Source organism: Streptomyces antibioticus (assembly GCF_002019855.1).
Lineage (GTDB): Bacteria > Actinomycetota > Actinomycetes > Streptomycetales > Streptomycetaceae > Streptomyces > Streptomyces antibioticus_B.
In genome coordinates, this window is sequence record NZ_CM007717.1 from 2,807,467 (window position 1) to 2,832,237 (window position 24,771).

The 24,771-nt window shown below is 70.3% G+C and carries 22 protein-coding genes; 7 read left to right on the forward strand and 15 right to left on the reverse strand.

Annotation, left to right across the window (positions count from 1 at the left end):
- Positions 1-20: 20 nt before the first annotated feature.
- Positions 21-1,295: a polysaccharide deacetylase family protein gene (locus AFM16_RS12455; protein WP_030796699.1), complete on the reverse strand. Its 1,275-nt coding sequence runs from the start codon at positions 1,293-1,295 to the stop codon at positions 21-23.
- A gap of 47 nt (positions 1,296-1,342) precedes the next feature.
- Positions 1,343-3,598: a transglycosylase domain-containing protein gene (locus AFM16_RS12460; protein WP_078633344.1), complete on the reverse strand. Its 2,256-nt coding sequence runs from the start codon at positions 3,596-3,598 to the stop codon at positions 1,343-1,345.
- 287 nt (positions 3,599-3,885) lie between these two features.
- Here AFM16_RS12460 and AFM16_RS12465 point away from each other — a divergent pair, with 287 nt between their 5' ends.
- Positions 3,886-4,104 (forward strand): FmdB family zinc ribbon protein, encoded by a 219-nt coding sequence (locus AFM16_RS12465; protein ID WP_030796703.1) that lies wholly within the window; start codon positions 3,886-3,888, stop codon positions 4,102-4,104.
- Positions 4,105-4,117: 13 nt separating this feature from the next.
- Here AFM16_RS12465 and AFM16_RS12470 read toward each other — a convergent pair whose 3' ends face one another.
- From AFM16_RS12470 to AFM16_RS12480, 3 genes are read right to left on the reverse strand one after another with little or no spacing between them, the layout of a single operon-like run.
- On the reverse strand, positions 4,118-4,930 hold the full coding sequence (locus tag AFM16_RS12470) for an HAD family hydrolase (RefSeq protein ID WP_030796705.1): 813 nt from the start codon (positions 4,928-4,930) through the stop codon (positions 4,118-4,120).
- Positions 4,930-7,449 (reverse strand): phosphoribosyltransferase, encoded by a 2,520-nt coding sequence (locus AFM16_RS12475; protein ID WP_078633345.1) that lies wholly within the window; start codon positions 7,447-7,449, stop codon positions 4,930-4,932. The genes AFM16_RS12470 and AFM16_RS12475 overlap by 1 nt, the downstream gene beginning before the upstream one ends.
- Positions 7,450-7,473: 24 nt before the next feature.
- The gene (locus AFM16_RS12480) at positions 7,474-8,640 is read right to left on the reverse strand and encodes an HpcH/HpaI aldolase/citrate lyase family protein (RefSeq protein WP_030796710.1); all 1,167 of its coding nucleotides are present in this window, start codon (positions 8,638-8,640) and stop codon (positions 7,474-7,476) included.
- Positions 8,641-8,814: 174 nt separating this feature from the next.
- Between AFM16_RS12480 and AFM16_RS12485 the strand changes: the two genes are divergently transcribed.
- Positions 8,815-9,576 carry a TerD family protein gene (locus tag AFM16_RS12485; protein ID WP_030796713.1) on the forward strand — a complete coding sequence of 254 codons (762 nt, stop codon included), beginning with the start codon at positions 8,815-8,817 and terminating at the stop codon, positions 9,574-9,576.
- 43 nt (positions 9,577-9,619) lie between these two features.
- Here the strand turns inward: AFM16_RS12485 and AFM16_RS12490 are convergent, their stop codons facing one another.
- The 6 genes from AFM16_RS12490 to AFM16_RS12515 form a co-directional block, all read right to left on the reverse strand.
- Positions 9,620-10,357, reverse strand: a complete 738-nt coding sequence (locus AFM16_RS12490) for a TerD family protein (protein ID WP_030796715.1) — start codon at positions 10,355-10,357, stop codon at positions 9,620-9,622.
- A gap of 102 nt (positions 10,358-10,459) precedes the next feature.
- On the reverse strand, positions 10,460-11,608 hold the full coding sequence (locus AFM16_RS12495; protein ID WP_078633346.1) for a DUF475 domain-containing protein: 1,149 nt from the start codon (positions 11,606-11,608) through the stop codon (positions 10,460-10,462).
- Positions 11,609-11,684: 76 nt separating this feature from the next.
- Positions 11,685-12,260 carry a TerD family protein gene (locus AFM16_RS12500; protein WP_030796719.1) on the reverse strand — a complete coding sequence of 192 codons (576 nt, stop codon included), beginning with the start codon at positions 12,258-12,260 and terminating at the stop codon, positions 11,685-11,687.
- A 132-nt stretch (positions 12,261-12,392) separates the two neighbouring features.
- Positions 12,393-12,968 carry a calcium homeostasis/redox stress adaptation protein gene (locus tag AFM16_RS12505; protein WP_030796722.1) on the reverse strand — a complete coding sequence of 192 codons (576 nt, stop codon included), beginning with the start codon at positions 12,966-12,968 and terminating at the stop codon, positions 12,393-12,395.
- 142 nt (positions 12,969-13,110) lie between these two features.
- Positions 13,111-13,569, reverse strand: a complete 459-nt coding sequence (locus AFM16_RS12510) for a peroxiredoxin (protein ID WP_030796724.1) — start codon at positions 13,567-13,569, stop codon at positions 13,111-13,113.
- A gap of 135 nt (positions 13,570-13,704) precedes the next feature.
- Positions 13,705-14,142, reverse strand: a complete 438-nt coding sequence (locus AFM16_RS12515) for a DUF3052 domain-containing protein (RefSeq protein ID WP_030796727.1) — start codon at positions 14,140-14,142, stop codon at positions 13,705-13,707.
- Positions 14,143-14,512: 370 nt separating this feature from the next.
- Between AFM16_RS12515 and aceE the strand changes: the two genes are divergently transcribed.
- Entirely contained in the window at positions 14,513-17,245 is a 2,733-nt protein-coding gene (gene aceE / locus AFM16_RS12520; RefSeq protein ID WP_078633348.1) for a pyruvate dehydrogenase (acetyl-transferring), homodimeric type, read from the forward strand.
- A gap of 172 nt (positions 17,246-17,417) precedes the next feature.
- Here aceE and AFM16_RS12525 read toward each other — a convergent pair whose 3' ends face one another.
- Entirely contained in the window at positions 17,418-17,720 is a 303-nt protein-coding gene (locus AFM16_RS12525; RefSeq protein ID WP_030796732.1) for a hypothetical protein, read from the reverse strand.
- A 283-nt stretch (positions 17,721-18,003) separates the two neighbouring features.
- Entirely contained in the window at positions 18,004-19,623 is a 1,620-nt protein-coding gene (locus AFM16_RS12530; protein WP_078633349.1) for an MFS transporter, read from the reverse strand.
- A gap of 93 nt (positions 19,624-19,716) precedes the next feature.
- Between AFM16_RS12530 and AFM16_RS12535 the strand changes: the two genes are divergently transcribed.
- The 3 genes from AFM16_RS12535 to AFM16_RS12545 all read left to right on the forward strand — a co-directional run bounded on the left by AFM16_RS12535 (position 19,717) and on the right by AFM16_RS12545 (position 22,614).
- Positions 19,717-20,361 (forward strand): TetR family transcriptional regulator, encoded by a 645-nt coding sequence (locus tag AFM16_RS12535; protein ID WP_030796737.1) that lies wholly within the window; start codon positions 19,717-19,719, stop codon positions 20,359-20,361.
- A gap of 108 nt (positions 20,362-20,469) precedes the next feature.
- Complete coding sequence (locus AFM16_RS12540) at positions 20,470-21,696, forward strand: alpha/beta hydrolase (protein WP_030796740.1); 1,227 nt, start codon at positions 20,470-20,472, stop codon at positions 21,694-21,696.
- Between the two features lie 57 nt (positions 21,697-21,753).
- Positions 21,754-22,614, forward strand: coding sequence for a DUF4429 domain-containing protein (locus tag AFM16_RS12545; protein WP_030796743.1), 861 nt, complete (start codon positions 21,754-21,756; stop codon positions 22,612-22,614).
- 15 nt (positions 22,615-22,629) lie between these two features.
- Here the strand turns inward: AFM16_RS12545 and AFM16_RS12550 are convergent, their stop codons facing one another.
- Both AFM16_RS12550 and AFM16_RS12555 read right to left on the reverse strand, forming a co-directional pair.
- Entirely contained in the window at positions 22,630-23,643 is a 1,014-nt protein-coding gene (locus tag AFM16_RS12550; RefSeq protein ID WP_078633350.1) for an aldo/keto reductase, read from the reverse strand.
- The gene (locus AFM16_RS12555) at positions 23,640-24,164 is read right to left on the reverse strand and encodes a MerR family transcriptional regulator (RefSeq protein WP_078633351.1); all 525 of its coding nucleotides are present in this window, start codon (positions 24,162-24,164) and stop codon (positions 23,640-23,642) included. Before AFM16_RS12555 ends, AFM16_RS12550 begins: the two co-directional genes overlap by 4 nt.
- Before the next feature lie 97 nt (positions 24,165-24,261).
- Here AFM16_RS12555 and AFM16_RS12560 point away from each other — a divergent pair, with 97 nt between their 5' ends.
- Positions 24,262-24,765 (forward strand): GNAT family N-acetyltransferase, encoded by a 504-nt coding sequence (locus AFM16_RS12560; RefSeq protein WP_078636920.1) that lies wholly within the window; start codon positions 24,262-24,264, stop codon positions 24,763-24,765.
- Positions 24,766-24,771 lie beyond the last annotated feature (6 nt).

Genomic DNA, 24,771 nt, shown 5'->3' on the forward strand with positions numbered 1-24,771 from the left:
TCACTTCAGGTCACCGCGCGTCACTTCACGACGGTCGACCAGTCCGGGGACTGGGCCGGATCCAGGCTGCGCAGCCGCTCCAGGGTGGCGGGCGTCTGGACGTCCATCCAGTCGGCCAACTCCTTGAAGGACACGCACTTGACGTCCTTCTTGGTGCACACGTTCTCGATGACGTGGTCGACGGCCTTCATGTAGATGCCGCCGTTCCAGTCCTCGAAGTGGTTGCCGATGAACATCGGCGCCCGGCTGCCGTAGTACACCCGGTTGAAGCCGGCCATGTAGGCGTCGATGGTCTGCTGCTGCCACTGCGGGCGCTTGGCCGGATCGCCCTCGGTCTCGCCGCCGGTCTGGTTGTAGAGGAAGTTGAAGTCCATGGACAGCGCCTGGATGTCACCGTACGGGAGGCCCTGGAGCGGGAAGTCCCAGATGCCGTCCTTCTTCGTCGGCCAGATCTGGAAGTCACCGGCGGAGGAGGCGTCGTAGCGCCAGCCGTAGCTCTTGGCGGCCTTCAGCAGGTTCGCCTGGCCCTCCAGGCAGGGGGCACGGCCGCCGGTGACCTCCTTCTTGAAGTCGAAGGGCAGCGGGTCCATGTCCGTGTAGCCGGTGTTGGTCTTCCACTTCTCCGCGAACTCGAAGAACTGGTCGATCTCGCTCTTCCACTCCTCGACGCTCCAGTCCCCGCCGCCCTTGGCGCCGCAGAAGTGGCCGTTGAAGTGGGTGCCGATCTCGTTGCCCTCCTTCCACGCCTCGCCGAGCTGCTCCAGCGTGGTGCGGATGTGGTCGTCGGTGGGGAAGCTGATCGCCGCGCTGCCCTGGTCGTGCTGGGGCGGGTCGTACAGGTCCTTCTTGCTCTTGGGCAGCAGGTAGATGCCGGTGAGGAAGAAGGTCATGTGCGCGTTGTACTGCTTGGCCATGTCCCGGTAGTGCTCGAACAGTCCGTCGTCGCCCATCAGCGCGCCGTCCCAGGAGAAGACCACGAACTGCGGCGGCTTCTCACCGGGCTTGAGCGGCACCGCCTTCAACTGGCCCGTCTGCGGCCCCGTGTACGAGGTGGAGCCGTCCCCCAGGACATGGGTCTTGCCGTCCCACTTCGGCTCCTTGGACTTCGCCGCGTCCTTCTTGCTCTCCCCCGAGGACGCGGTCGGCGCGGTGTTGGCCGTCCGGTTGAGCACCAGATAGCCGCCCACGAGGGACGCGACGACGAGCAGCGCGGCCAGGGTCAGGAACCCCGGGTGCGTGGTCGCGGGGCGGCGCGGTTCCGGTGCCTTGCGTCGGCGGCCCGACGGTGACTTCATGTGCAGCTCATTCTCCGGAAGTTGGGGACACAGGGCCTGCTCGTCGGTCAGTCGAGCGGGCTCATGGCACCTGACCAGATGCCGTACGGGACGCTGTCGTCGGTCGGTCCGGCGATGCCCTCCAGGGGTAGCGGTTCAAGACTCTTGCCGAGGTCGATGCGGTACAGCACGACCGCCGTGGACACGTCCTTGGCGGTGCCCACGTACCAGGCTGCCGTGTCGGTCGCGGTGGTCCCCGCCTTTCCGGCCACCTCCGCGGCGCCGGCCCCCGCCTGTCCGCCTTCCGTTCCCCGGGCTGGGGGGACGTCGGCGGGGTGGGCGTTGCGGAAGTTGCCGGCCAGGGCGGCGCTGACCTCCCGGGCCACCTCCACGCCGACCGCCCGCCGGACGGCGGGGGTGTCCAGGGCGACCCGGGAACCGTTCTTGGTGATCTTGCGGACGGAGTACGGCTCGGTGTGCCGGCCGTCGGCCGCGAAGGTGGAGTAGCCGCTCGCCATCCGGATGGCGCTGGGCGTGGAACTGCCCAGCGACAGGGTGGGCACCTGGGCGCCGATGCTGGAGGGCAGGAAGCCGGAGTCCTCGGCGGTCCTGCGCACCACGTCCAGGCCGGTGTCCATGCCGAGCTGCATGAACGGCGTGTTCACCGACAGCTCCATGGCCCGCCGCAGGGAGATCTGCCCGTAGTTGCGCCCGCCGTCGTTCTCGGCGGCGACCTTGCGGCCGCTGCGGTCCCAGTAGGGGCCCTCGGGGGTGGTCACCGGCACCTTGTTGTCGCCGTTGTAGAGCGACTCCCCGGTGACCGGGGTGGTCTCCCCGTCCCGGGTCTTGTGGACGCCGTTCTCCAGCGCGGCCGCGTACACGAACGGCGTGAAGGCGGTGCCGGCCGGGACGGTGGTGGCGTTGGACTCGTTGTAGCCCTGCTTACGGTGGTCGGGGCCGCCGTAGACGGCCAGGATCCGTCCGTCGGCGTCCACCGACGCGGCACCGTAGTGGGCCGTCTTCGCCTTCTTGGGCTCGTCCTCGAGGACCTTCGCGCGGGCCTTGGTGACCGACTCGGTGAGCTGGTCCTGCCGGTTCTTGTCGAACGTGGTGTAGATCTGGTAGCCGCCGAGGTCGAAGTCCTTGTCGGAGATCCCGGCGCTCTTCTTGGCGTACTGGGCGGCGAGTTCGACCAGGTAGTCGCTCTGCTCACCGGTGTCGTAGAGCGGGTTGGTCTTCAGCGGCTCGGGGAACTTCTTGTAGGTCGCGCGCTCGGCCTTGGACAGCTTGCCGATCTCGACCATCCGGTCCAGGGTCCAGGACCAGCGCTCCACGGCCCGCGCCCGGTTGGCGGAGGTGAGCGTCGGGTCGTACAGGCCCGCGCCCTTGAGGAGCGCGGCGAGGAACGCGGCCTCGCTGGCGTTGAGTTCGCTGACGTCCTTGCCGTAGTACGCCTGGGCGGCGCGCTGGATGCCGTAGGTGCCGCGGCCGAACCAGCTCGTGTTGAGGTAGCCCTCGAGGATGTCGTCCTTGCTCATCTGGTTGTCGAGCTTGAGGGAGATCATCGCCTCGGTGAACTTGCGCCTGATCGTCTGGTCCTGGCTCAGGTAGACGTTCTTGACGTACTGCTGGGTGATGGTGGAGCCGCCCTGGGTGTCGCCCTGGCCGAGGGTGCGGAACAGGGCGCGGCTGACGCCCTTGAAGGAGATGCCGGGGTCGCTGTAGAAGCTGGCGTTCTCGGCCGCGAGGACGGCCCAGCGGACGTCCTCGGGGATGTCCTCCAGCGGCATCGCCTGGCGCTGCACCCATCCGGTACGGGCCATGGGCGAGCCGTCGGCCCAGAAGTACACGTTGTCCTGCTGGGTGGCGTACGTGTTGAGGTTGTCCGGCACGTCGGTGGCCGCGTAGGCGACGACGAGGAACATCGCGCTGAGACCTATGGACGCGAAGAAGCCCCCCACGACCTGCCGCCAGGAGGGTATCCAGCGCCGCCAGCCGGCCCGGCCGGGGCGCGGGTAGAGCGGGCGGAGTTTGCGGGCGTAGGGAGCGAGCCGGGCCGCGAAGGGGGCCAGGACGGCGACGAGCGGGGCGAGCCGGGGGCCGAGGGCGGCGGAGAGCCGGGCCAGGAGGGAGGGGCGGGGCGCCTTGCGCGGGTTTCCGGAACGGCCGGGCTTTTCCGCCCTTCCCGCCTTATCCGCCCTATCTGCTTTATCCGATGTACCTGCGTTGTCGGAGGACGTGTTCTCGGGTATGTCTGGAATATCCGACACCCGCAGTTGCATGGTCTCGTCCGCCCTGAAAGAGGCAGGGACCTTCAGCTGCATGGTGGCGTCCGGCTCCTGGGGCTCCTCCCCCCGCCCCCGCTGTGTCACGTCGCGTCTCCCTCCGCACATCGAAATGCTCGCACAGGCAGACGTACAGACGTACGAGGGTCTGACATGGTTGCCGTGGACGCGGCTGCAAACCCTGAATCCCCCCGACCTCGCGGTTCATCGCGGCACCCTCAAATTACCAGCGTGCTTCGCAAATTCTCCACATAAGAAAACGACAGAAGTGAACACAGCCGAAACGAAGGGCGCCTCGTCCGGCCGGCGGGGATTAGCCTGTGTCCATGCCTCGCTACGAGTACCGCTGCCGGACCTGCGGTGACACATTCGAACTGAGCCGCCCGATGGCGGAATCCGCCGCGCCCGCCGACTGCCCGGCAGGTCACGGCGACACTGTGAAACTCCTCTCAGCCGTCGCCGTGGGCGGTACGACGTCCGCCCCCGCGCCCGGTGGGGGCGGCGGGGGCGGAGGCGGCTGCTGCGGCGGAGGCTGCTGCTCCTGAAACCGGACGGATCCTACTGAGGCGCCCTCGACGCCCTGAGGAACTCCCGCAGGATCCGCTCCCCGGCCAGCACGCCCCGCTCCGGCAGGGCGGTGAGGCCGGGGGCGGTGAACTCGGTGTCGGCCAGCTCGCCGTGGCCCGGCCGCCAGCCGCGGTCGGCCGCGAGCAGCAGATCGGCGTCGAGCAGCGAGTCACCGGCCGCCAGCGTCAGCTCCGCGCCGCTGCGGCGCGCCACCTCGCGCACGGCCGCGCTCTTGGTCAGCGGCTTCGGGACGGCGTAGATCTTGCGGCCCTGGAGGGAGACCGTCCAGCCGCGGTTCTCGGCCCAGGCCGCCAGCTCCTTCACCCACTCCTCGGGCAGCAGCTCGCGCTCCACCACGAGATAGACGAAGAGGTCCTCGGCGATCCGGTGCTTGCGCACCCACAACGGGTCGGCGGTCCGCTCCAGATGCTCCCTGACCTCCTCCAGCGGCGCGCACTCCGCGGCCAGCCGCGCGGTCACGGCCGCGTGCCACGCCGGGTCGGAGACCCCGTCGACCAGGATGTGCCCGCCGTTCGCGCAGATCGCGTACGTCGGGGCGGGTCCCGGGAGGTTGATGCGCAGGTACTGCTTGCGGGTCCGGGTGGTCGTCGGCACGAACACCGCCGTGTCCCCGAGGTCGGTCAGCAGCCCGGCCGCCGTCTCCGTCATGAAGGACAGCGGACGGCTCTCGTGCACCTCCACGCAGAGCAGCCGGGGCGCCCGCGCGTCCGGCATCGTCAGCGCCAGCGCGGCCGACGAGTAGATGAGCGTACGGTCGAGGTCGCTCGCCACCATCACCGGCATCAGACCGACACCGCCCGGCCGTCGGCGCCGGTCGCCCCGCGCGTGTACTGCGGGTGGATCAACCCGACGCAGGTGTACGGCAGTTCGCCGACCTCCTCGACCGGTACGCCCCGCTGTTCCGCGAGCAGCCGGACATGGTCCAGGTCGGCGCCCGCGCCGGCCCGCGCCAGGATCTTCCAGGGCACCCGGCGCAGCAGCACCCGGGTGGTCTCGCCGACGCCGGGCTTGACGAGGTTCACGTCGTGGATGCCGTACTCCTCGCTGATGCGCTCGACGGCCGCCCAGCCCTCCCAGGTGGGGGTGCGGTCGACGGCGAGGAGTTCCTTGACCGCGCCGGCCACCGCGTCGGCGACCTCGTCGAAGCGGGCCGCCACCGCGTCCAGGAACGCCACCGAGACGTCCGCGCCGGCCAGTTCGCGGTAGAACTTCGCGCCGTGGAAGTCGTCCGGACCGACCAGGTCGGCCCGGAGCACGGTCCGGGAGATGAGCCCGGAGACGGTGGAGTTGAGGCAGGCGGAGGGGATCAGGAAGTCCTCTCGGGTGCCGTACGTGCGCACGCAGGAGCCCGGGTCGGCGAGCACCGCGATCTCCGGGTCGAAGCCGGCCGCGCCGCCCGCCGCCTCGAACTCCTCGATCGCCGCGGCCAGTTCGCGGGTGATGGCGCCCTTGCCGGTCCAGCCGTCCACGAACACCACGTCGCGCGGGTCGTGGTGGGCGGCCAGCCAGCGCAGCGCGTTGGCGTCGATGCCCCGGCCGCGCACGATCGACACCGCGTAGTGCGGCAGGTCGAGGCCGTGCCGGTACCGCGCCCAGCGGCGCATCAGCACGCCGACCGGGGTGCCGGCGCGGGCGAGGGAGACCAGCACCGGCCGCGGCGAGCGCTCGGCGATCACCGTCTCGGTGACGACACCGACGGCCTGCGCGATCCGGGCCGCGGAGGTCTCCAGGGCCGCGTGGAACAGCCGCTGGTACTGCTCGCTCGGCTGGTACTCCACCGGCAGCGACTCGGCGTAGTGCGCGCCGCCGCTCTGGATGGCCTCCTCCCGCTCCTCGGTCGGCGCCTCCAGGGTGACGTCCGAGAGGTCCTGGAGCAGCCAGCCGACCTCCTCGGGCGGATACGAGGAGAAGGCGGGGCCGCGGAGGGGCTCGGGCAGCATGGGGCTCTCTTCCGGCAGGTCGGGTACGTACAGCGGCGCGGGCACGTACGACGGTACGACCGCGAGGACCACGTGCGGGATGTGCGCGGCGAGCGTGGCGAGCAGGCCGTCGGGGGCGTGCAGCGCGGCGGTGTCGGCCACGGAGTCCACGACGGCGACGACGGCGTCGAAGCCCGCGCCGGCCACGTTGTAGGCGTAGCGCTCGCCGGGGCCGTCGGCCGGGTCGTCGTGCGCCGGGAAGACGATCCGGCTGCGGATCGCGTACCCGGGGTCGTCGACCGCGAGGACGGGCGAGCGGGTGGTGGTGGAGTAGCGGACCTCGGCGGGAACCAGGTGCTCCAGCTCGCGGGCGAGCCGCAGCGGGGCGTACATCAGCTCCTCGAAGCCGAGGACGAGGACGCGCGAGGCGCCCTCGGGTATCGCCTCGGCGAGCCGGGCGCCCATCCCGGGCAGGGCGGCGTCCAGGGCTTCGCGGTGCGCTTGTGTGAACCCGTGCCGGCCGCCGTCCGGCAGGCCCTGCGGCCAGCCCAGATCGACGCGGACATGATGCAGGTGGGTGACTGCGACGCCCTCAAGGGGCGCGGGGAACTGCGCGACCAGCCCCGACGTACCCGCAGCCGACGTACGACCCTCCGCGGCACTCTCCGCCTCGTGGCTCGCCACCAGCGCCTGCCCCTTCTCCAGCACCCCCTCCGGCAGCCGCACGGTCCCCGACGCCGCCGCCACCAGATCGACCCGCGCACCGATCTCCCGCGCGAAGTCCTCCAGCCGCCCCGCGTCCGCCGCGGACCGCATGTCGACCAGGGCGACCACCACGTACCGCCGCCGCGGATACCGGGCGTGCAGATCGCGCACGGTGTTCAGCACCGTGTTCCCCGTGGAGAACTCGTCGTCGACGAGGACCAGCGGGCCGTCCCCGACCAGCAGCGCCGGGTCCTCCGGCAGCAGCAGATGGGAGGTGGCGTGGGAGTGCGACTCCTCGAAGCCGCCGGCGGTCGCGACGCCCGCGACCGGCCGCCGGGTGGAGTGCAGATAGGGCGCGCCGCCCAGGCCGTCCGCGACGCTGTGGCCGAGGCCGGTGGCCGTCTCCGCGTAGCCGAGGACGACCGCGTCGGCCGCCTCGGAGCCGAGCAGCGCGCGCACCCGCTGCCCCAGCGCGAGGCCGTGGCCGTGGACCACGGTCGGGGACTGCGGTACGTGCTTGCCGAGGACGTGGGAGACCAGCAGATGGGCCCGCTTGGGGTTGCGGCGCAGGGCCAGCCCCAGCATGCCCGTCAGCGTGTCGTCGCCGACCAGCTCGACCCCGAGCCGCTCGGCCACCCAGGTGCCGGACCAGACCCCGTTGTTCACTGCGTTACTCATGCGTCCCTAGATCGTGAGGTGGATTCAGCCGGGAATGCCGGCCGCGAGCAGGTCGACGAAGCTGACGTCCTCGTTGGCCACGCCGAAGACCTCCGCCCGCAGCATGGTCCGCTCGGCCCACGCGCGGTGCGGCTTCACCTCGTTCATCTTGTTCGTGTACTGCGACCTGAGGACACCCCCACCGCCGCGTTCCGGCCGCAGGATGTCCGCCGCGTCGCTGTACTCCTCGTGACTGACGACGGACAGCGCGTGCACGGCCGGCACGTGCGAGGGGTGGATGCAGGTCTTGCCCAGCAGGCCGTTGGCGTGATCGAGGGAGATCTCGCGCAGCAGCCCGTCCATCGCGTGCTCGATCAGTCTCTCGCGCAGCTCCACCGCCTGCCCCTCCAGGAAGGGGCTGTTGCGCAACAGCGGCTTGAACATGCGCTCCGGCACCCGGAAGTACTCCCAGACCGGGCCGGTGACCGTGAACCCGGTGCCGTCGGCGCGGCCCAGCATGTTCACCACGTCGGCGATCACGGAGGCGACGATCTGGACGTCGTAGGCCGTCATGTCGGGGGCCCGGCGCAGGCCGTACGAGGAGCAGAAGTCGGTGACGCCGAGGCGCAGCGCGAGGACCCGGTGGCGGTACTTGTCGACGGCGCGGGCGATGCCCTCCAGGGACTCCACCCGGGACTCGCGGTACATCAGCTCGGGCGTCTCCAGGACGGGCATGCCGAACAGCCGGCGGCCGCTCGCGCCCTCGGCGGCCGCCAGGGCCTCCAGGAACGGGATGCCGCGCTCCTCTGTGAACTTCGGGAAGACGAAGCCGCTCAGCAGCCCGGTGTGCGGGCCGAGGCGGGCGACCAGGTCGGGGATCTGCTCGGGGGTGCGCACCCGGATGAACAGCAGGGGCCGCTCCAGGCCGGGGCGGCTCGCGAGGTCGGCGAACTGCCGGACGAGGTTCTCCTCGCCCGCCGCCACGTCCTCGTCGCCGATGGAGTCCTCCAGGCACAGCACCATGGAGACCACGCCGCGCCCGGTCTGCTTGACGATGTCGTCGGCGAGCCGGGGCCGGGTGGCGGGGCTGTAGAGGGTGGCGCCCAGGGCGGCGGCGAGCAGCCGGGCCGGGGAGTCCGTGTCGAACTCGCAGGGCTCGCGGTGGAACAGTCGCTGCCGCACCTCAGGGGTGAGGTGCCCGAAATGACGCATAAATCTCCCCCGTGATGCCCGGTAAGACTGTGGATTGAGTATGAGGTGGCCGGTAATAGTACGTAGAAGTCCATGTCCGGGGTTCCCCGCAGGCATGAATATCAGGTAACTCGCCTGTGCGGAGTGCCTCACCCCGCGTTGTCGTGATCAGGACCGAGAGGGCAGGATGACCGCATGACGCACGCGATGCTGAAGGGGTCCAACGTCCCGCTCAAGGCCGCCACGGTGCGCGCCGTGCTGCGCTGGACACCCGGGCAGGGGGTCCCGGACGTCGACGCCTCGGCGCTGCTCCTCGGCCCGGACGGCCGTGTGCGCTCCGACGAGGACTTCGTGTTCTACAACCAGCCCCGGCACCCTTCGGGGAAGGTCTGGCGGCTCGGCAAGAAGCGGGTCGCCGAGGGTCTCACCGACACCGTGCAGACGGAGCTGACCGGTGTCGAGCCCGATGTCGGCCGGATTCTGGTGGTCGCCTCGGCGGACGGCGTCACCTTCGACCGTGTGCGCGCCCTCACCATCCTGCTGTACGACGCGGCCGCCGAGGGCGCCCCGCTGGCGACCTTCGACATCCGGCCCGAGACCGGTGAGGAGACCGCCCTGATCTGCGGCGAGCTGTACCGCCGCGGTGACCAGTGGAAGTTCCGGGCGCTCGGCGAGGGCTACTCCAACGGTCTCAAGGGGCTGGCGACGGACTTCGGCATCTCGGTGGACGAGTCGGAGGAGGCGGCGGCCGCGGATCCCGCGCCGGCCCCCGCGCCGTCGGCGCCGAGCCTGTCGCAGCCGCTGCCGCCGGAGCAGCCGGCGTCGGTGTCCGCGTCGGCGGTGCCCCCGCAGCAGCCGGCGTACGGCTATCCGCCGAACCTGCCGACGCACGGCTACGGCTATCCGGACGGGCCGTTCCGGATGCCGCCCCAGGGGCCGCAGTTCATCGGGCGGTGAGGGCGGTGAGGGCGGGAGGGCCTGTGGTGCGGGGCTCGAGGGGCTACTTCTCCACCTTGGACTTGTAGCCGCGCCCCCACTGGAGTCCCCACCCGTACAGCCGGTCCAGCTCGCCCTGGAAGCCGTAGACGAACCGGACCTCGCGGCGGACGATCAGCTCCCCCTTGACGTTCTCGATCATCACCACCGCGCAGGAGCGCGCCTGGGGGTGCCGTTCGTCGAGACCTATCTCGATGCGCGGGCCGTTGCTGGGGTAGAGCGTCACGATCGCGTGGGTGCGGTCGAAGGCCGGGGTCTGGTCGTAGATGTAGACGAAGACCAGCAGCCGTTTGATGTCGTCGCGGTGGTCGAGGTTGACGTACATCGTCTCCCCGGACGCCGAGCCGAAGCGGTCGTCGCCGCTGAGCTTGACGTACGGGGGCGCGTTCACGTCGCCGAGGAGGCCGCCCAGGGGCTGGACGACGCCCTTGGTGCCGTCGGCCAGCTCGTACAGACAGCCGAGGTCGAGGTCGACGTTGACCATGCTCTGGCTGTGTCCGAGGACCTCGGGGGGCCGCAGGGCCTTGAAAGGGTGGCGCAGCAGGCTCTCGCGCTGCGGTCCGCCGATGTCGGAGGTCCGCATCCGCCAGGTCAGATTGACCCGGAGGTTGCCGGTGGCCGCGCCCTGTTTGGTCAGCGAGACCTGATGATGCCGTTTGGTCAGCTCGATGGCGTTGGTGGCCGCGTTGCCCGAGTCGAAGTCGGTCGTGCGGCTGCCCAAGAGCCCGTCGAAGAAACCCATTCCCGCCCCCACCTCGACGCCACTGGTGAACCGACGGGGCGGCCGTGGAGGACATCTCCCCGACGGCCGCCCCGCTCAGAGCGTTCCTCACCCGGAAGGTGATCACACCCCGGACGAGACCTCAGTCTTCTCGTCCGAGTTCAGGTCTTTTCCCTCGGCGGCCGCCAGCGCGCGGTTGCGGCGGACGGAGGACCAGAAGGACCAGCCGATCAGGATCACGCCGACGAGGCCGGTGATGACCTCGTTGATCTGGTACTGGATGGTGACCATCAGGATCACGGCGAGGGCGCCGATCGCGTAGTGCGCGCCGTGCTCCAGGTAGACGTAGTCGTCGAGGGTGCCCTGGCGGACCAGGTAGACGGTGAGCGAACGGACGTACATCGCGCCGATGCCGAGGCCCAGCGCCATCAGGACGATGTCGTTGGTGATGGCGAAGGCGCCGATCACGCCGTCGAAGGAGAAGGAGGCGTCCAGCACTTCCAGGTAGAGGAACATGAAGAACGCGGCCTTGCCGGCCAGGAGGACCGCGGACTTGGGCTTGCCGGCCCGTTCGGCGGCTTCCTCCTCCTCGTGCTCGCGCTCCTCCGCTTCTTCGAGGCGGTCCTCGAAGTAGCCGGAGAGTCCGCCGACGATCATGTAGGTGATCAGGCCGGCGATACCGGAGAGCAGGACCGTCTGCGCCTTGTCGACGTGTGCGCCGCCGTGCTGGTGGGCGTGGGTCGCGAAGGTCATCGAGGTGATCATCAGGACGATCAGCGCGACGCAGACCGACAGCATGTCGACCTTGCCGAGCTTGGCCAGCGGGCGCTCCAGCCAGGAGAGCCACTTGATGTCACGGTCCTCGAAGATGAAGTCGAGGAAGATCATCAGCAGGAACATGCCACCGAAGGCGGCGATCGACGGATGGGCGTCGGTCACCAGTTCCTGGTAGTGGTCCTTGTCGTTGAGCGCGAGGTCGACCGCGTCGATCGGTCCGACCTTGGCGCTGATCGCGACGATCACGACCGGGAAGACCAGTCGCATGCCGAAGACCGCGATGAGGACACCGATGGTGAGGAAGATCTTCTGCCAGAAGGCATTCATCTTCTTCAGGATTCCGGCGTTGACCACCGCGTTGTCGAAGGACAGCGAGATCTCGAGGACGGAGAGGATCGCCACGATGCCAAAGGCCGTCCACCCCCCGTAGAAGACCGCTGCGACCAGGCCGAGCGCGGTGACCGCGAACGACCAGCCGAAGGTTTTCAGAACCACTGGCTACCCAATCCTGTGTTCGGGGTCCCCCCGGACCGAAGTCCGAGAGCCGGAATCCCCCGTGCCGTACCCGGCTTTACGAAACATTGACTCCGAAGTCTAGAGCGATGCCGCGAAGACCGGACGCGTACCCCTGTCCCACCGCCCGGAACTTCCATTCGCCCTGGTAGCGGTACAGCTCACCGAAGATCATCGCGGTTTCGGTGCTGGCGTCCTCGCTCAGGTCGTAGCGCGCGAGTTCCTGGCCGTCGGCCTGGTTGACGACACGGATGAAGGCGTTGGAGACCTGGCCGAAGGTCTGTCCGCGCTCGTCGGCCATGTGGATCGAGACCGGGAAGACGATCTTGTCGCACTGGGCGGGCACCCGGGGCAGGTCGACGATCAGCGACTCGTCGTCGCCGTCCCCCTCGCCGGTCAGGTTGTCGCCGGTGTGCTCGACCGAGCCGTCCGGGCTCTTGAGCTGGTTGTAGAAGACGAACCACTCGTCGCCGAGGACCCGGCCGCCGGTGCAGAGCAGCGCGCTGGCGTCGAGGTCGAAGGGGGCTCCGGTGGTGGAGCGCGCGTCCCAGCCGAGTCCGACCATCACCTGCGTGAGGTTCGGAGCGGCCTTGGACAGGGAGACATTGCCTCCCTTGGCGAGCGTGACGCCCATGATGCTGGTCCCTCCCCGAGACGGTACTTCCCGATTGTCTGCGCCCCGCGTCGCACGACGTCTTCTCGTTGTCTGCGCACCCGGCGCCGTGCCCAAACGGCAACGGCGCCGGGTGTCGGAGCGCGGGGCGTGTCAGACGTTGACGCCGAAGTCCTGGGCGATGCCGCGCAGGCCGGAGGCGTAGCCCTGGCCGATGGCGCGGAACTTCCACTCCGCGCCGTGCCGGTACAGCTCGCCGAAGACCATGGCGGTCTCGGTCGAGGCGTCCTCGCTGAGGTCGTAGCGGGCGATCTCGGCGCCGCCGGCCTGGTTCACCACGCGGATGAACGCGTTGCGCACCTGGCCGAAGGACTGCTGGCGGTTCTCGGCGTCGTAGATCGACACCGGGAAGACGATCTTCTCGATGTCGGCCGGGACGGCCGCCAGGTTGACCTTGATCGCCTCGTCGTCGCCCTCGCCCTCACCGGTGGTGTTGTCACCGGTGTGCTCCACGGAGCCGTCGGGGCTCTTGAGGTTGTTGAAGAAGACGAAGTTGGCGTCGCTGCCGACCTTGCCGGCGTTGTTCAGCAGCAGCGCGCTCGCGTCCAGGTCGAAGTCGGTGCCGGTCGTGGTGCGGACGTCCCACCCCAGACCGACGATGACCGCGGTCAGGCCCGGGGCCTCCTTGGTCAGCGATACGTTGCCGCCCTTGCTGAGGCTGACTCCCACGAGTCCTCCATTGGTCTTCGGGGGCGGGAAGCCCCGTCGTGCGTCGGATATCGGATCAACGAGTCGATCCTAGTGACGGGTTCCCGACCCTCGCAGGCCCTGGAGGGGAAGATTCGCAGGGTGTCGGCGAGCCCGGGGGGGGTCAGAGCGCGTCGAGCGCGGTGACGTAGTCACCGAGGTCGCGGGCGTCCGGCAGGGCGTTGACGACGGTCCAGCGGACCACGCCCTCCTTGTCGATGACGAAGGTGCCGCGCACCGCGCAGCCCTTGTCCTCGGCGAAGACGCCGTAGGCGCGCGAGACCTCGCCGTGCGGCCAGAAGTCGCTGAGCAGCGGATACTCCAGGCCCTCCTGCTCGGCGAAGACGCGCAGGGTGTGGATGGAGTCGTTGGAGACGGCGAGCACCTGGGTGTCGCGGTCGGCGAACTTCGGCAGGTTGTCGCGGACCTCGCACAGCTCTCCGGTGCACACGCCGGTGAAGGCGAAGGGGTAGAAGAGCAGCACGACGTTCTTGTCGCCCCGGAAGTCGGAGAGGCGCACGGTGCGGCCGTGGTTGTCCTTGAGCTCGAAGTCGGGGGCCTTGTCGCCGACCTGGATCGCCATCGCGGAGATGTCCCTTCGGTGGAGCTGTCTGGGTGAGACCGGTGGGACCGGTGCGACCACCCTACGCAGCGAGCCGCGGGGAACCGGTGTGCGGGCCGGGCACGACGGCCCGGCCCGCACACCGGTGCGCTCACGTCACTTCTTGGACTTGGCGGCCTTGGGCGTCACCAGCCGGCTGCCGCTCCAGTCCTTGCCCACACTGACGCTCTTGCTCGCCGACAGACCCGCGGTGGTCGCGGCTTCCGAGATGTCACTCGGTTCCACGTATCCGTCCCGGCCGGTCTTCGGCGTGAGGAGGAGGATCGAGCCGCCTTCTTCGATGTACGTGGTGGCGTCCACCAGCGCATCCGTCAGGTCGCCGTCATCGTCGCGGAACCAGAGCACGACGGCGTCGGCCACGTCGTCGTACTCCTCGTCCACCAGCTCGCTGCCGATGACTTCCTCGATGGACTCGCGGAGCTCCTGATCGACGTCGTCGTCGTAGCCGATCTCCTGGACCACCTGCTCGGGCTGGAACCCCAGCCTGACGGCAGGGCTCGTCCGCTCCTCCGCGTGGTCCGCGGTCGCGCTCACGGGTTGCCTCCTGATCATGTTTCGGGAATAACTCAGCCACGCGCGTGCGCGAAGCATTGGCCGTAGTCCACACGGGCGGGACGGATCGCGCAAGTACCCGGCGGTTCGGACCGCCGAAACGGTGACGATCCTGGCCGTGTCGACGCAACTCCAGGCATGCGATCCGCACTCAAGGTGACATACACCACACCTATCTGCCCTGTTTGCGTATTTGGGAACCATCCAAGGGTACGAGTTTCGAACAGGTACCGGTTACCTCGGGGTAGAGATGACGTTTGAGCGCCCGAGGTACACGATGGGGGCGGTGCGGGTACGGCCCCGCGCGAGCCCCACCCCGCCTCACCCAGCCCTCTGACAGGTAAGGACCAGCGTGGCTTCCGGATCCGATCGCAACCCGATCATCATTGGCGGCCTTCCGAGTCAGGTTCCTGACTTCGATCCCGAGGAGACCCAGGAGTGGCTCGACTCCCTCGACGCCGCGATCGACGACCGCGGCCGGGAGCGGGCCCGCTACCTCATGCTGCGCCTGATCGAGCGGGCCCGCGAGAAGCGCGTGGCCGTGCCCGAGATGCGCAGCTCGGACTACGTCAACACCATCCCCACCCGGGCCGAGCCCTTCTTCCCCGGCAACGAGGACATCGAGCGCCGGATCCTGAACGCGACCCGCTGGAACGCGGCCGTGATGGTGTCCAGGGCCCAGCGGCCCGGCATCGGCGTCGGCGGCCACATCGCCACCTTCGCGTCCTCCGCCTCCCTCTACGACGTGGGCTTCAACCACTTCTTCCGCGGCAAGGACGAGGGTGACGGCGGCGACCAGGTCTTCTTCCAGGGGCACGCCTCGCCGGGCATCTACGCGCGCGCGTTCCTGCTGGACCGGCTGAGCGAACAGAACCTGGACGCGTTCCGCCAGGAGAAGTCGAAGGCGCCGTACGGGCTGTCCTCGTATCCGCATCCCCGGCTGATGCCGGACTTCTGGGAGTTCCCGACCGTGTCGATGGGCCTCGGGCCGATCGGCGCGATCTACCAGGCGCGGATGAACCGCTACATGCACGCGCGCGGGATCGCCGACACCTCGAAGTCGCACGTGTGGGCGTTCCTCGGGGACGGCGAGATGGACGAGCCGGAGTCGCTCGGCCAGCTCACGATCGCCGCCCGGGAGGGCCTGGACAACCTGACCTTCGTCGTCAACTGCAACCTCCAGCGGCTCGACGGCCCGGTGCGCGGCAACGGCAAGGTCATCCAGGAGCTGGAGTCGGTCTTCCGCGGCGCCGGCTGGAACGTGATCAAGCTGATCTGGGACCGGAGCTGGGACCCACTGCTCGCGCAGGACCGTGACGGCATCCTGGTCAACCGGATGAACACCACGCCGGACGGCCAGTTCCAGACGTACGCCACCGAGTCCGGCGCCTACATCCGCGACCACTTCTTCGGTGACGACCAGCGGCTGCGCGCGATGGTGGCGGGCATGACCGACGACCAGATCCTGCACCTGGGGCGCGGCGGGCACGACCACAAGAAGATCTACGCGGCGTTCAAGGCGGCCGTGGAGCACACCGGCCAGCCGACGGTCATCCTGGCCAAGACGATCAAGGGCTGGACGCTGGGCCCGAACTTCGAGGGCCGCAACGCCACGCACCAGATGAAGAAGCTGACGGTCGCCGACCTCAAGGGCTTCCGGGACCGGCTGCACCTGCCGATCTCCGACCGCGAGCTGGAGTCGGGCCTGCCGCCCTACTACCACCCGGGGCGGGACTCGGAGGAGATCCAGTACATGCACGACCGGCGCAAGGGCCTGGGCGGATACGTCCCGACCCGCGTCGTGCGCGCCCAGCCGCTCGCGCTGCCGGACGACAAGGTGTACGCGAGCGTGAAGAAGGGCTCGGGCCAGCAGTCCATCGCGACGACCATGGCCTTTGTCCGCCTGCTCAAGGACCTCATGCGGGACAAGGAGCTGGGCAAGCGGTTCGTGCTGATCGCGCCGGACGAGTACCGCACCTTCGGCATGGACTCGTTCTTCCCGAGTGCGAAGATCTACAACCCGCTCGGCCAGCAGTACGAGGCCGTGGACCGGGACCTGCTGCTCGCCTACAAGGAGTCGCCGACCGGCCAGATGCTGCACGACGGGATCAGCGAGGCCGGCTGCACGGCGTCCCTGATCGCGGCGGGTTCGGCGTACGCCACGCACGGCCAGCCGCTGATCCCCGTCTATGTCTTCTACTCGATGTTCGGTTTCCAGCGCACCGGTGACCAGTTCTGGCAGATGGCCGACCAGTTGGCGCGCGGCTTCGTCCTGGGCGCGACCGCCGGGCGCACGACCCTGACCGGTGAGGGGCTCCAGCACGCGGACGGCCACTCCCAGCTCCTCGCCTCGACCAACCCGGGCTGTGTGGCCTACGACCCGGCGTACGGGTACGAGATCGCGCACATCGTGCAGGACGGTCTGCGCCGGATGTACGGCCCGGACAGCGAGGACGTCTTCTACTACCTCACCGTCTACAACGAGCCGATCCAGCACCCGGCCGAGCCGGAGGACGTGGACGTCGAGGGCATCCTCAAGGGCGTCCACCGCATCGGCCGGGGCACCTCGGGGTCGATCCCGGCGCAGATCATGGCGTCCGGGGTGGCCGTCCCCTGGGCGATCGAGGCGCAGCGGATCCTGGCCGAGGAGTGGAACGTACGCGCCGACGTCTGGTCGGCGACCTCCTGGAACGAGCTGCGGCGCGAGGCCGTCGAGGTCGAGCGGCACAATCTGCTGCACCCGGAGGAGGAGCAGCGGGTGCCGTACGTGACGCGCAAACTGACCGGGGCCGAGGGGCCGTTCGTGGCGGTGTCGGACTGGATGCGGTCGGTGCCGGACCAGATCGCCCGATGGGTGCCGGGGACCTATCAGTCGCTGGGCGCGGACGGTTTCGGCTTCGCCGACACCCGGGGCGCGGCGCGGCGGTTCTTCCACATCGACGCGCAGTCGGTGGTGGTGGCCGTGCTGACCGAGCTGGCCAAGGAGGGCAAGGTCGACCGGTCGCTGCTGAAGCAGGCGATCGACCGGTACCAGTTGCTTGACGTGACGGCGGCCGACCCGGGGGCGGCGGGCGGCGACGCCTGACCGGGCGCCGGGCGCGACAGGACGGAGGGGGGTGGCGGAACCCGCGGGTTCCGCCACCCCCCTCCGTTCGCGAACATGCGCACGCCGGGTGACCCGGCGGGTCGGTCGTTCACCACGGTTCCTTCACCACGGTTCCTTCACCACGGTTCCTTCACCGAAGTGCCGCCCGCGCTCAGAGCCAGCCAGTGCCCGGCCCCGCCGCCCCCGCCAGCCAGATGACCGCCAGCAGGGTGTCGACGGCGCCCAGGACGACGGCGATGAGCGGCGGAAGGGACCGGGACGACCAGGCGCGCCCCATGGAGAGCCAGCCGCAGACGATCGCCACCGGGCCCAGGACGATGCCCAGGGTGAAGAATCCCGCCACGGCACAGACGAGTCCGACGATCCCGAGCGTCGCGCGATCCGGCCCGGTCCGTGACCCCGTCCGGCCACGTGAGCGGGGGTACCTGCGCGTGCCGTGTCCAAAGCCGGCCATCGTCAACTCCCTGTCCTCCGGGGATGTTTCGATGACCGGGTACCCCGCACGCGCGGTTCATGCCCGATGCCGCCCGGGGCCGGGGCCCGTTGCGGCGCGCTGTCCCCCTCCGGCAGCGCGCCGCGGGCCCGGCCGCCCTCCTGCCTTGCGGAGGGCTTGACCCACTGTGACCTGGGGCGGGTGCCGGAGGCGAGGGACCTTTAGCGTTGTCACCCTGATAGGGGAAATTCCTTGACGACGCGTCAGGATCCCTCGCCCCGAGGAGAAGACGAGCGGGAGCGGATCAGATGTGGCCCACGCCCGCGCCCGCGTCCGCGTTCGCACCGCGCTTGGTCAGCAGGGCGACGAAGACCGCGACCAGCGCGACCCCGGCCGCGACCAGCGACGCCAGGCTCATGCCGGAGATGAAGGTGTCGTGCGCGACGTCGGTGATCTTCGCGGCGACCTCGGCCGGGGTGCCCTCGGGCACCGGTGCCACACCGACCTGGACCGCCTCGGACGCCTGGTCGAGCTGGCCCTCGGTGAGCGGGGGCAGCCCGGCGGAGGTCCAGTTGGAGGGCAGGTCGCCGTCCACCTTGGAGGCCATCACGGCACCCAGCACGGCCGTACCGAGGCTGCCGCCGATCTGCATGGCCGCCTGCTGGAGACCGCCGGCCACACCGGACAGTTCGAGCGGGGCGTTGCCGACGATGACCTCGGTGGCGCCGACCATGACCGGCGCGAGGCCGAAGCCCAGCAGGGCGAACCAGAGGGACATCAGTCCGCTGCCGGTGTCCTTCTCCAGCGTGGACATGCCGTACATGGCGATCGCGGTGGCGGCCATACCGCCGGCCAGCGGGACACGCGGGCCGAGCTTGGTGATCGCGAGACCCGCCAGCGGCGAGCCGACGATCATCATGCCGGTGAGCGGCAGCAGATGCAGACCGGCGTCGATCGGGCTCATGCCGTGCACGTTCTGGAGGTAGAACGTCACGAAGAACAGGCCGCCCATGAAGGCGATGGCCATCAGGACCATGAGGACCACACCGGCCGACAGCGGCACGGAGCGGAACAGCCCGAGCGGGATCAGCGGCTCCTTGACCTTCGTCTCCCACACCGCGAAGCCCGCGAAGAGCAGCGCGGAGCCGAGGATGAACGCCCAGGTCTTGCCGTCGCCCCAGCCCCAGGCCGGGGCCTTGATCAGGGCCCAGACCAGGCAGAACATCGCGGCCGAGAGCAGGGCGATGCCGAGCAGGTCGAAGGAGCGCGGCGCGTTCTCCGCGCGGTGGTCGCGCAGGATGAGGGTGCCCAGCACCAGCGCGAGGACACCGACCGGCACGTTGATGAAGAACACCGACTGCCAGTTGACGTGCTCGACGAGGACACCGCCGAGGATCGGGCCGCCCGCGGTGGAGGCGCCGATGACCATGCCCCAGATGCCGATGGCCATGTTGAGCTTCTCGGCCGGGAAGGTGGCCCGCAGCAGGCCGAGCGCGGCCGGCATCAGCAGCGCGCCGAACAGGCCCTGGAAGACCCGGAAGGTGACGACCAGCGCGATGCTGTCGCTGAGCCCGATCGCGCCGGAGGCGGCGGCGAAGCCGACCACGCCTATCAGGAAGGTCTGGCGGTGGCCGAAGCGGTCACCGAGCTTGCCCGCGGTGATCAGGGAGACCGCGAGGGCGAGGAAGTAGGCGTTGGTGATCCACTGCACCTCGGCGAAGGTGGCGTGCAGATCGTCGGCGATGGCCGGGTTGGCGATGGCCACGATGGTGCCGTCGAGGGCCACCATCATGACCCCGACGGCGACGGTGATGAGGGTGAGCCACGGATGGCCCCGCAGCCCCGTGACGGGCGCCGGGCCCGGCGGGGTGCCCGGCGCCTTGCCTCCCGGCCCGGGGGTGTCGATGGTGGTCTGACTAGTCATGCCCAGAGGCTAATGACAGCGACTGACAATTGACAAACGAGTTCACTAGTCGGTAACTGTCACGACATTCGGTACAGAGAGATGGGTCAGTTCATGGACACGGCACCGCCCCCGCCGGGACTGCGCGAGCGCAAGAAACAGCGCACCCGGGACGCACTGCTGCGGGCCGCCGTGGAACTGTTCGTCTCCCAGGGCTACGAGCACACCACCGTGGACGAGATCGCCGCCGCCGTCGACGTCTCGCAGCGCACCTTCTTCCGCTACTTCGCCGGGAAGGAGGAGGCCGCGCTCGCCCTGGAGGAGCTGACCGTGGCGCACTTCGTCGACGCGGTCCGCTCGCGCCCGCCCCACGAGCCGCCGATGGAGGCGCTGCGCCGGGCCGTGCTGAGCGGCTGGCACTCCATCGGCGAGGCCGTCGAGTCCGTCGTCCCGGTGGAGCTGTATCTGCGGATGTACCGGGTGATCGAGTCGACGCCGGTGCTGCTCGCCGCGCATCTGCGCCGGGCGGCCGAGACCGAGGAGACGATCGCGGGGGTGATCGCCGAGCGCGAGGGGCTGGACCCGGACACCGATCCGCGGCCCCGGCTGGCGGTGGCGGTCTTCAGCGCGGTGATGCGGGTGACCGAGCGCCAGTGGCTGCTGGAGGAGGAGTTCAGCCTCGCGGGGATCCACGCGCTCACGTCCCGCTACCTGGACCAGGTGGGGCCCGCCCTACTGGGCGACTGGCGTACGGTGTGACGGCATGAGGCCGTAAAGGCATGTATGACCGGTGCCACTCTCTTTGAAACGTGATACCGATCACTTTATTAACCCGAGACACTCCCGTTCTCCTAGTGTGTCCTCCCAGTGACTTCCTTCGACACCTCCCCCCAACTCGGCGTCTGGCGCGCACTGCTCGCCCTGGCCGTGGTGTTCGTGATGCTGGCGACCACCGGCTGGACCGCCCTGCGGCAGGAACGGGAGCCCACCGCTCTCCAGGCTTCCCTGTCCGCGTGGAAGGACGGCCGCACAGGTGGTCACGCGCTGCCCGACCCGAAGGCCGCGCCCGCCCGGCTCGCCGAGTTCTTCGCCTCGCTGACCGACCACCAGCAGACCGCCCTCGCGCACGACTACGCGCTCGCGGTCGGCAACATGAACGGCGCGCCCGTCGAGCTGCGCTACCGGGCCAACCGGATCGCCCTCGGGCAGCAGATCCGTATCGAGGCCGCCCGCACCCACGACGAGCGCCTCTCCCCCGGCGGACAGCGCGAGGCCGGCCGCCGTCTGGACCGCTACGAGGCGCTGCGCACCGCAGGCCGCCAGATCCTGGCCTTCGACCCGGACGGCTCGGGCCGGGTCGCCGAGGTCCTCGGCGATCTCGACCGGGCCGAGCGGATCTCCGTGGTCGTCCCCGGCGTCGACACCGATCTGCTCACCTTCCAGCGCACCGACCGCCGCTGGTCGGCCCCCGCCGGTATGGCGCAGGCCCTGTTCGACGCCGAGCGCGCGTCGAGCCCCGGCACCCGGACCGCCGTGATCGCCTGGGCGGACTACACCTCCCCCGACGGCCTCGGCATCGACTCGGCCACCGCGATGCGCGCCGAGAGCGGCGCCGTCCGGCTGAACGCGCTGCTGCACGCGCTGCCCGGCACCTCGCAGGTGTCGATGTTCTGCCACAGCTACGGCTCGGTGGTGTGCGGGGTCGCCGCGCGCGGGATGCCGGAGCGGGTGGCCGACATAGCCGTGGCCGGCAGCCCCGGCATGCGGGTGGAGAAGGCGTCCCAGCTCGGCACCGACGCCCGGGTCTGGGCGATGCGGGACGCCGACGACTGGGTGCAGGACGTACCGCATCTGGAGCTGGGCGGCCTCGGGCACGGCGAGGACCCGATGGCCGGGGCGTTCGGCGCCCGGCTGCTGTCCTCCCGGGACGCGAAGGGCCACGGCGGCTACTTCGTGCCGGGCACGGACAGTCTGCGCAACCTCGCCGACATCGGCACTGGCGCGTACCGCTCGGTGCGGTGCGCGGGCAAGACCGGGCAGGAGGACTCCTGCCGGGTGGGTTTGTCCGACACGACGACGGCCGGACGCGCGTAGAGACGCAGGAATTGCGGCGCGCGCAGGGAGGGGACGTAGATGCGTGTCCCGCATACGATGAGCCGCATGGGTGACGTACTGGCCGGATTGCATGCCGCCTGGGAGTTCGATTCCGACTCCGTCCTCATCCGCTACGAACGGGGTCTGCGCACGCCCAAGCTGCTGGCCGCGCTGGGGGAGCGAAGGATTCCGCTGGCGGCCCTGGCCGGGGTGACGCTCGATCCCGGGCGGCGGGGGACGGTCGTCCTGCGTGCCGAGCCGCGGCCCGGCGCCGATCCCCTCGTGGAGGCGGCGGCGGGACAGCTCAAGGAGGGGTGCGACCCGTACCGGCTGGTGCTGCCCGCCGAGCGGGAGGTCCTCGCCGAGTACTACGCCGACGAACTGCGCGCCCGGCTGAAACCCGACCCCGGCCCGGCGGACCGCTTCCTGGTGGCGGCCCCGGAGGCGCCCCTGTCCTTCAAGGCGTACGACGGGAAGGCGTCCTTCGACGGGCGGACCGTGCGCTACCGGTGGTTCTGGACCGGCGCGTCCTCCGCCAAGTGGAAGGCCGGCGACCAGAGCTTCGACGTCTCCGAGCTGAACGGCGTGGAGTGGCGCTCCCCCGAGGTGTTCGAGGGGCATCTGCGGCTGCTGCGCGGCGAGGACGCGCCCGCCCAGGCCGACCAGGACCCGGCGACGGTCGTCTTCGGGCTGGGGTACGGATCCGTGCACGAGTCGCTGCCGTTCGCCGCCGCCGTCCTCGCGGCCGTGCGCACGCGCGGGCCCGCGGCCGCGGTCACCGCCGCGCCCCCGGGCCCCCGTCGTGACCCCGCGGACATCGCCGAACGCATCCGGCACCTCGGGGAGCTGCACCAGGCCGGTCTGGTCACCGACGAGGAGTTCGCCGCGAAGAAGGCCGAGCTGCTCTCCGAGCTGTAGCCGCGCGCGGCCCGGCTACTCGCGGCCCGCCGAGGTGAACGTCATGTCCGCGTACCGGTCGCCCGCGACCCGCCCCGCGATGGGCTCCAGGGCCGCCAGCTCGTCCGCGGTCAGCTCGATCGCCACCGCGGCGGTGTTCTCCGTCACCCGGGCCGGGGTGCGGGTGCCCGGGATCGGGACCACCGGGAGGCCGTGCACCCGGGCCCGCGCGTGGACCCAGGCCAGCGCGATCTGGCCCGGCGTCGCGTCATGCGCCTTCGCCACCGCGCGGACCGGCTCCAGCAGGGCCGCGTTCACGGCGGCGTTCTCCCCGGTGAAGCGGGGCTGCTGGCGGCGGAAGTCGTCGGCCGTGAGCGTCTCGGCGCTGGCGAACGCGCCGGTGAGGAAGCCCCGGCCGAGCGGGGAGTACGGGACGAGCGTGACACCCAGCTCGCGGGCCGCCGGCACCACCCGGGCCTCGATGTCCCGGGAGAACAGCGACCACTCCGACTGCACGGCGGCGATCGGATGGACCGCGTGCGCGGCGCGCAGCTCGGACGCCGTCACCTCGCTCAGGCCCAGATGCTTCACCTTGCCCTCGCGGACCAGGTCGGCCATCACCGCGACGGTCTCCTCGATCGGGACCTCGGGGGCGCGCCGGTGCATGTAGTAGAGGTCGATCGCCTCGATGCCGAGCCGCGTCAGGCTCGCCTCGACGGCCTGGCGGATGTAGGGCGCGTCGTTGCGGATGACCCGCCGGGTCGGGTCGTCCGGCGGGATCGACAGCGCGAACTTGGTCGCGACGACGACCTCGTCGCGGTGCGCCCTGAAGAACGGGGAGAGGAAGCGTTCGTTGTCGCCGGCGCCGTACGCGTCGGCCGTGTCGTACAGGGTGACGCCCAGGTCCAGGGCGCGTTCCAGGGTGGCCCGGGAGGCGTCGGCGTCGACGGGGCCGTAGGCGAAGCTCATGCCCATGCAGCCCAGGCCCTGCACGCCGACCTCGGGGCCGTGCGTTCCCAGGGGGGCGGTGGGGAGGGGCGTGGCGCTCATCGGGCGGTCCTTTCCGGTTCGGGGGCCGGGGCTCCGAGGGCTTCGGCCTCGTAGGCCGTGGCGCGCGAGGCGTCCGAGTAGAACATGATCTTGCGGTCGAGCACGGCGAGCGTGTCCTGGAGTTCGGCGATCCTGGCCCGGACGTCCCGGCGGGTCGCCTCCAGCAGCGCGTGCCGCTCCGCGTACGTGCCGTCGCCCTCGCGCACCAGCTCGGCGTACCGCACCATGTCGGCGACCGGCATACCGGTCAGCCGCAGCTTGCCGACGAGGTCGAGCCAGTCGAGGTCGCGGTTGCTGTAGCGGCGCTGCCCGGTGTGCGAGCGGTCGATGTGGGACATCAGCCCGATCCGCTCGTACCAGCGCAGGGTGTGGGCGGTCAGGCCGGTGAACGCGACGACCTCGCTGATCGTGTAGCTGTCCTGGCCGTTCGGGCGGGGGTGCCGCGGCGCCGGCGCGGCACACACGTCGGCGGGGGCGGGGGTCTGTTCGGTGGTCACGGGCGTGGTCTGCAACACCGTCATGCCCTCCACGCTATGGCCTTGGAGTGTGCTCGAAGCAAGCGGAACCGGTGAGAAAACCGTGGGACGCGGCCTGATCACGGCGATTACCGTGCCGGACATGACTGCCGTACGCCGGGCCCGGCCCGAGGACGCCGCCGAGGTGCTGCGGCTGCGTCAGGTGATGATCGACTCCCTGCTTCCCGACCGCGGTGCCGGGGACCTGCACGCGGCCTGGCACACGGACTGGCACGCGGACTCGCTCCCCGTGCTCACGGCCCGGCTCGCCGAGCCCGACGGGGACTTCGGCGCGTTCGTGGTGGACCATCCGGAGCGGCCGGGAGCGCTGGCCGCGCTGGTGGCCGGGACGGTCGAGTACCGGATCGGACGGGCCGGCAACCCCGAGGGGCGGGTCGGGCACGTCTTCAGCGTCGCCACCGACCCGCAGACCCGGCGCCGCGGGTACGCGCGCGCGTGCATGGAGTCGCTGCTCGCGTGGTTCCGGGAGCGCGGGGTCCCGCAGGTCGACCTGAACGCCTCCGCCGCGGCCGAGCCGCTCTACGCGTCCCTCGGCTTCGTGCGCAAGCCGGACCCCTCGATGCGGCTGACCTTCCCGGCCCCTTAGGCTCGA

Bases quoted from the DNA above. Each gene is read 5' to 3' on its own strand.
- AFM16_RS12525 (WP_030796732.1), bottom strand. From the start codon at position 17,720: ATGGCCGGCTTTGGACACGGCACGCGCAGGTACCCCCGCTCACGTGGC.
- AFM16_RS12555 (WP_078633351.1), bottom strand. From the start codon at position 24,164: ATGACGGTGTTGCAGACCACGCCCGTGACCACCGAACAGACCCCCGCC.
- AFM16_RS12465 (WP_030796703.1), top strand. From the start codon at position 3,886: ATGCCTCGCTACGAGTACCGCTGCCGGACCTGCGGTGACACATTCGAA.
- AFM16_RS12460 (WP_078633344.1), bottom strand. From the start codon at position 3,598: ATGCAGCTGAAGGTCCCTGCCTCTTTCAGGGCGGACGAGACCATGCAA.
- AFM16_RS12535 (WP_030796737.1), top strand. From the start codon at position 19,717: ATGGACACGGCACCGCCCCCGCCGGGACTGCGCGAGCGCAAGAAACAG.
- AFM16_RS12455 (WP_030796699.1), bottom strand. From the start codon at position 1,295: ATGAAGTCACCGTCGGGCCGCCGACGCAAGGCACCGGAACCGCGCCGC.
- AFM16_RS12475 (WP_078633345.1), bottom strand. From the start codon at position 7,449: ATGAGTAACGCAGTGAACAACGGGGTCTGGTCCGGCACCTGGGTGGCC.
- AFM16_RS12480 (WP_030796710.1), bottom strand. From the start codon at position 8,640: ATGCGTCATTTCGGGCACCTCACCCCTGAGGTGCGGCAGCGACTGTTC.
- AFM16_RS12560 (WP_078636920.1), top strand. From the start codon at position 24,262: ATGACTGCCGTACGCCGGGCCCGGCCCGAGGACGCCGCCGAGGTGCTG.
- AFM16_RS12545 (WP_030796743.1), top strand. From the start codon at position 21,754: ATGAGCCGCATGGGTGACGTACTGGCCGGATTGCATGCCGCCTGGGAG.
- AFM16_RS12530 (WP_078633349.1), bottom strand. From the start codon at position 19,623: ATGACTAGTCAGACCACCATCGACACCCCCGGGCCGGGAGGCAAGGCG.
- AFM16_RS12470 (WP_030796705.1), bottom strand. From the start codon at position 4,930: ATGCCGGTGATGGTGGCGAGCGACCTCGACCGTACGCTCATCTACTCG.
- AFM16_RS12500 (WP_030796719.1), bottom strand. From the start codon at position 12,260: ATGGGCGTCACGCTCGCCAAGGGAGGCAATGTCTCCCTGTCCAAGGCC.
- AFM16_RS12490 (WP_030796715.1), bottom strand. From the start codon at position 10,357: ATGGGTTTCTTCGACGGGCTCTTGGGCAGCCGCACGACCGACTTCGAC.
- AFM16_RS12550 (WP_078633350.1), bottom strand. From the start codon at position 23,643: ATGAGCGCCACGCCCCTCCCCACCGCCCCCCTGGGAACGCACGGCCCC.
- AFM16_RS12510 (WP_030796724.1), bottom strand. From the start codon at position 13,569: ATGGCGATCCAGGTCGGCGACAAGGCCCCCGACTTCGAGCTCAAGGAC.
- AFM16_RS12485 (WP_030796713.1), top strand. From the start codon at position 8,815: ATGACGCACGCGATGCTGAAGGGGTCCAACGTCCCGCTCAAGGCCGCC.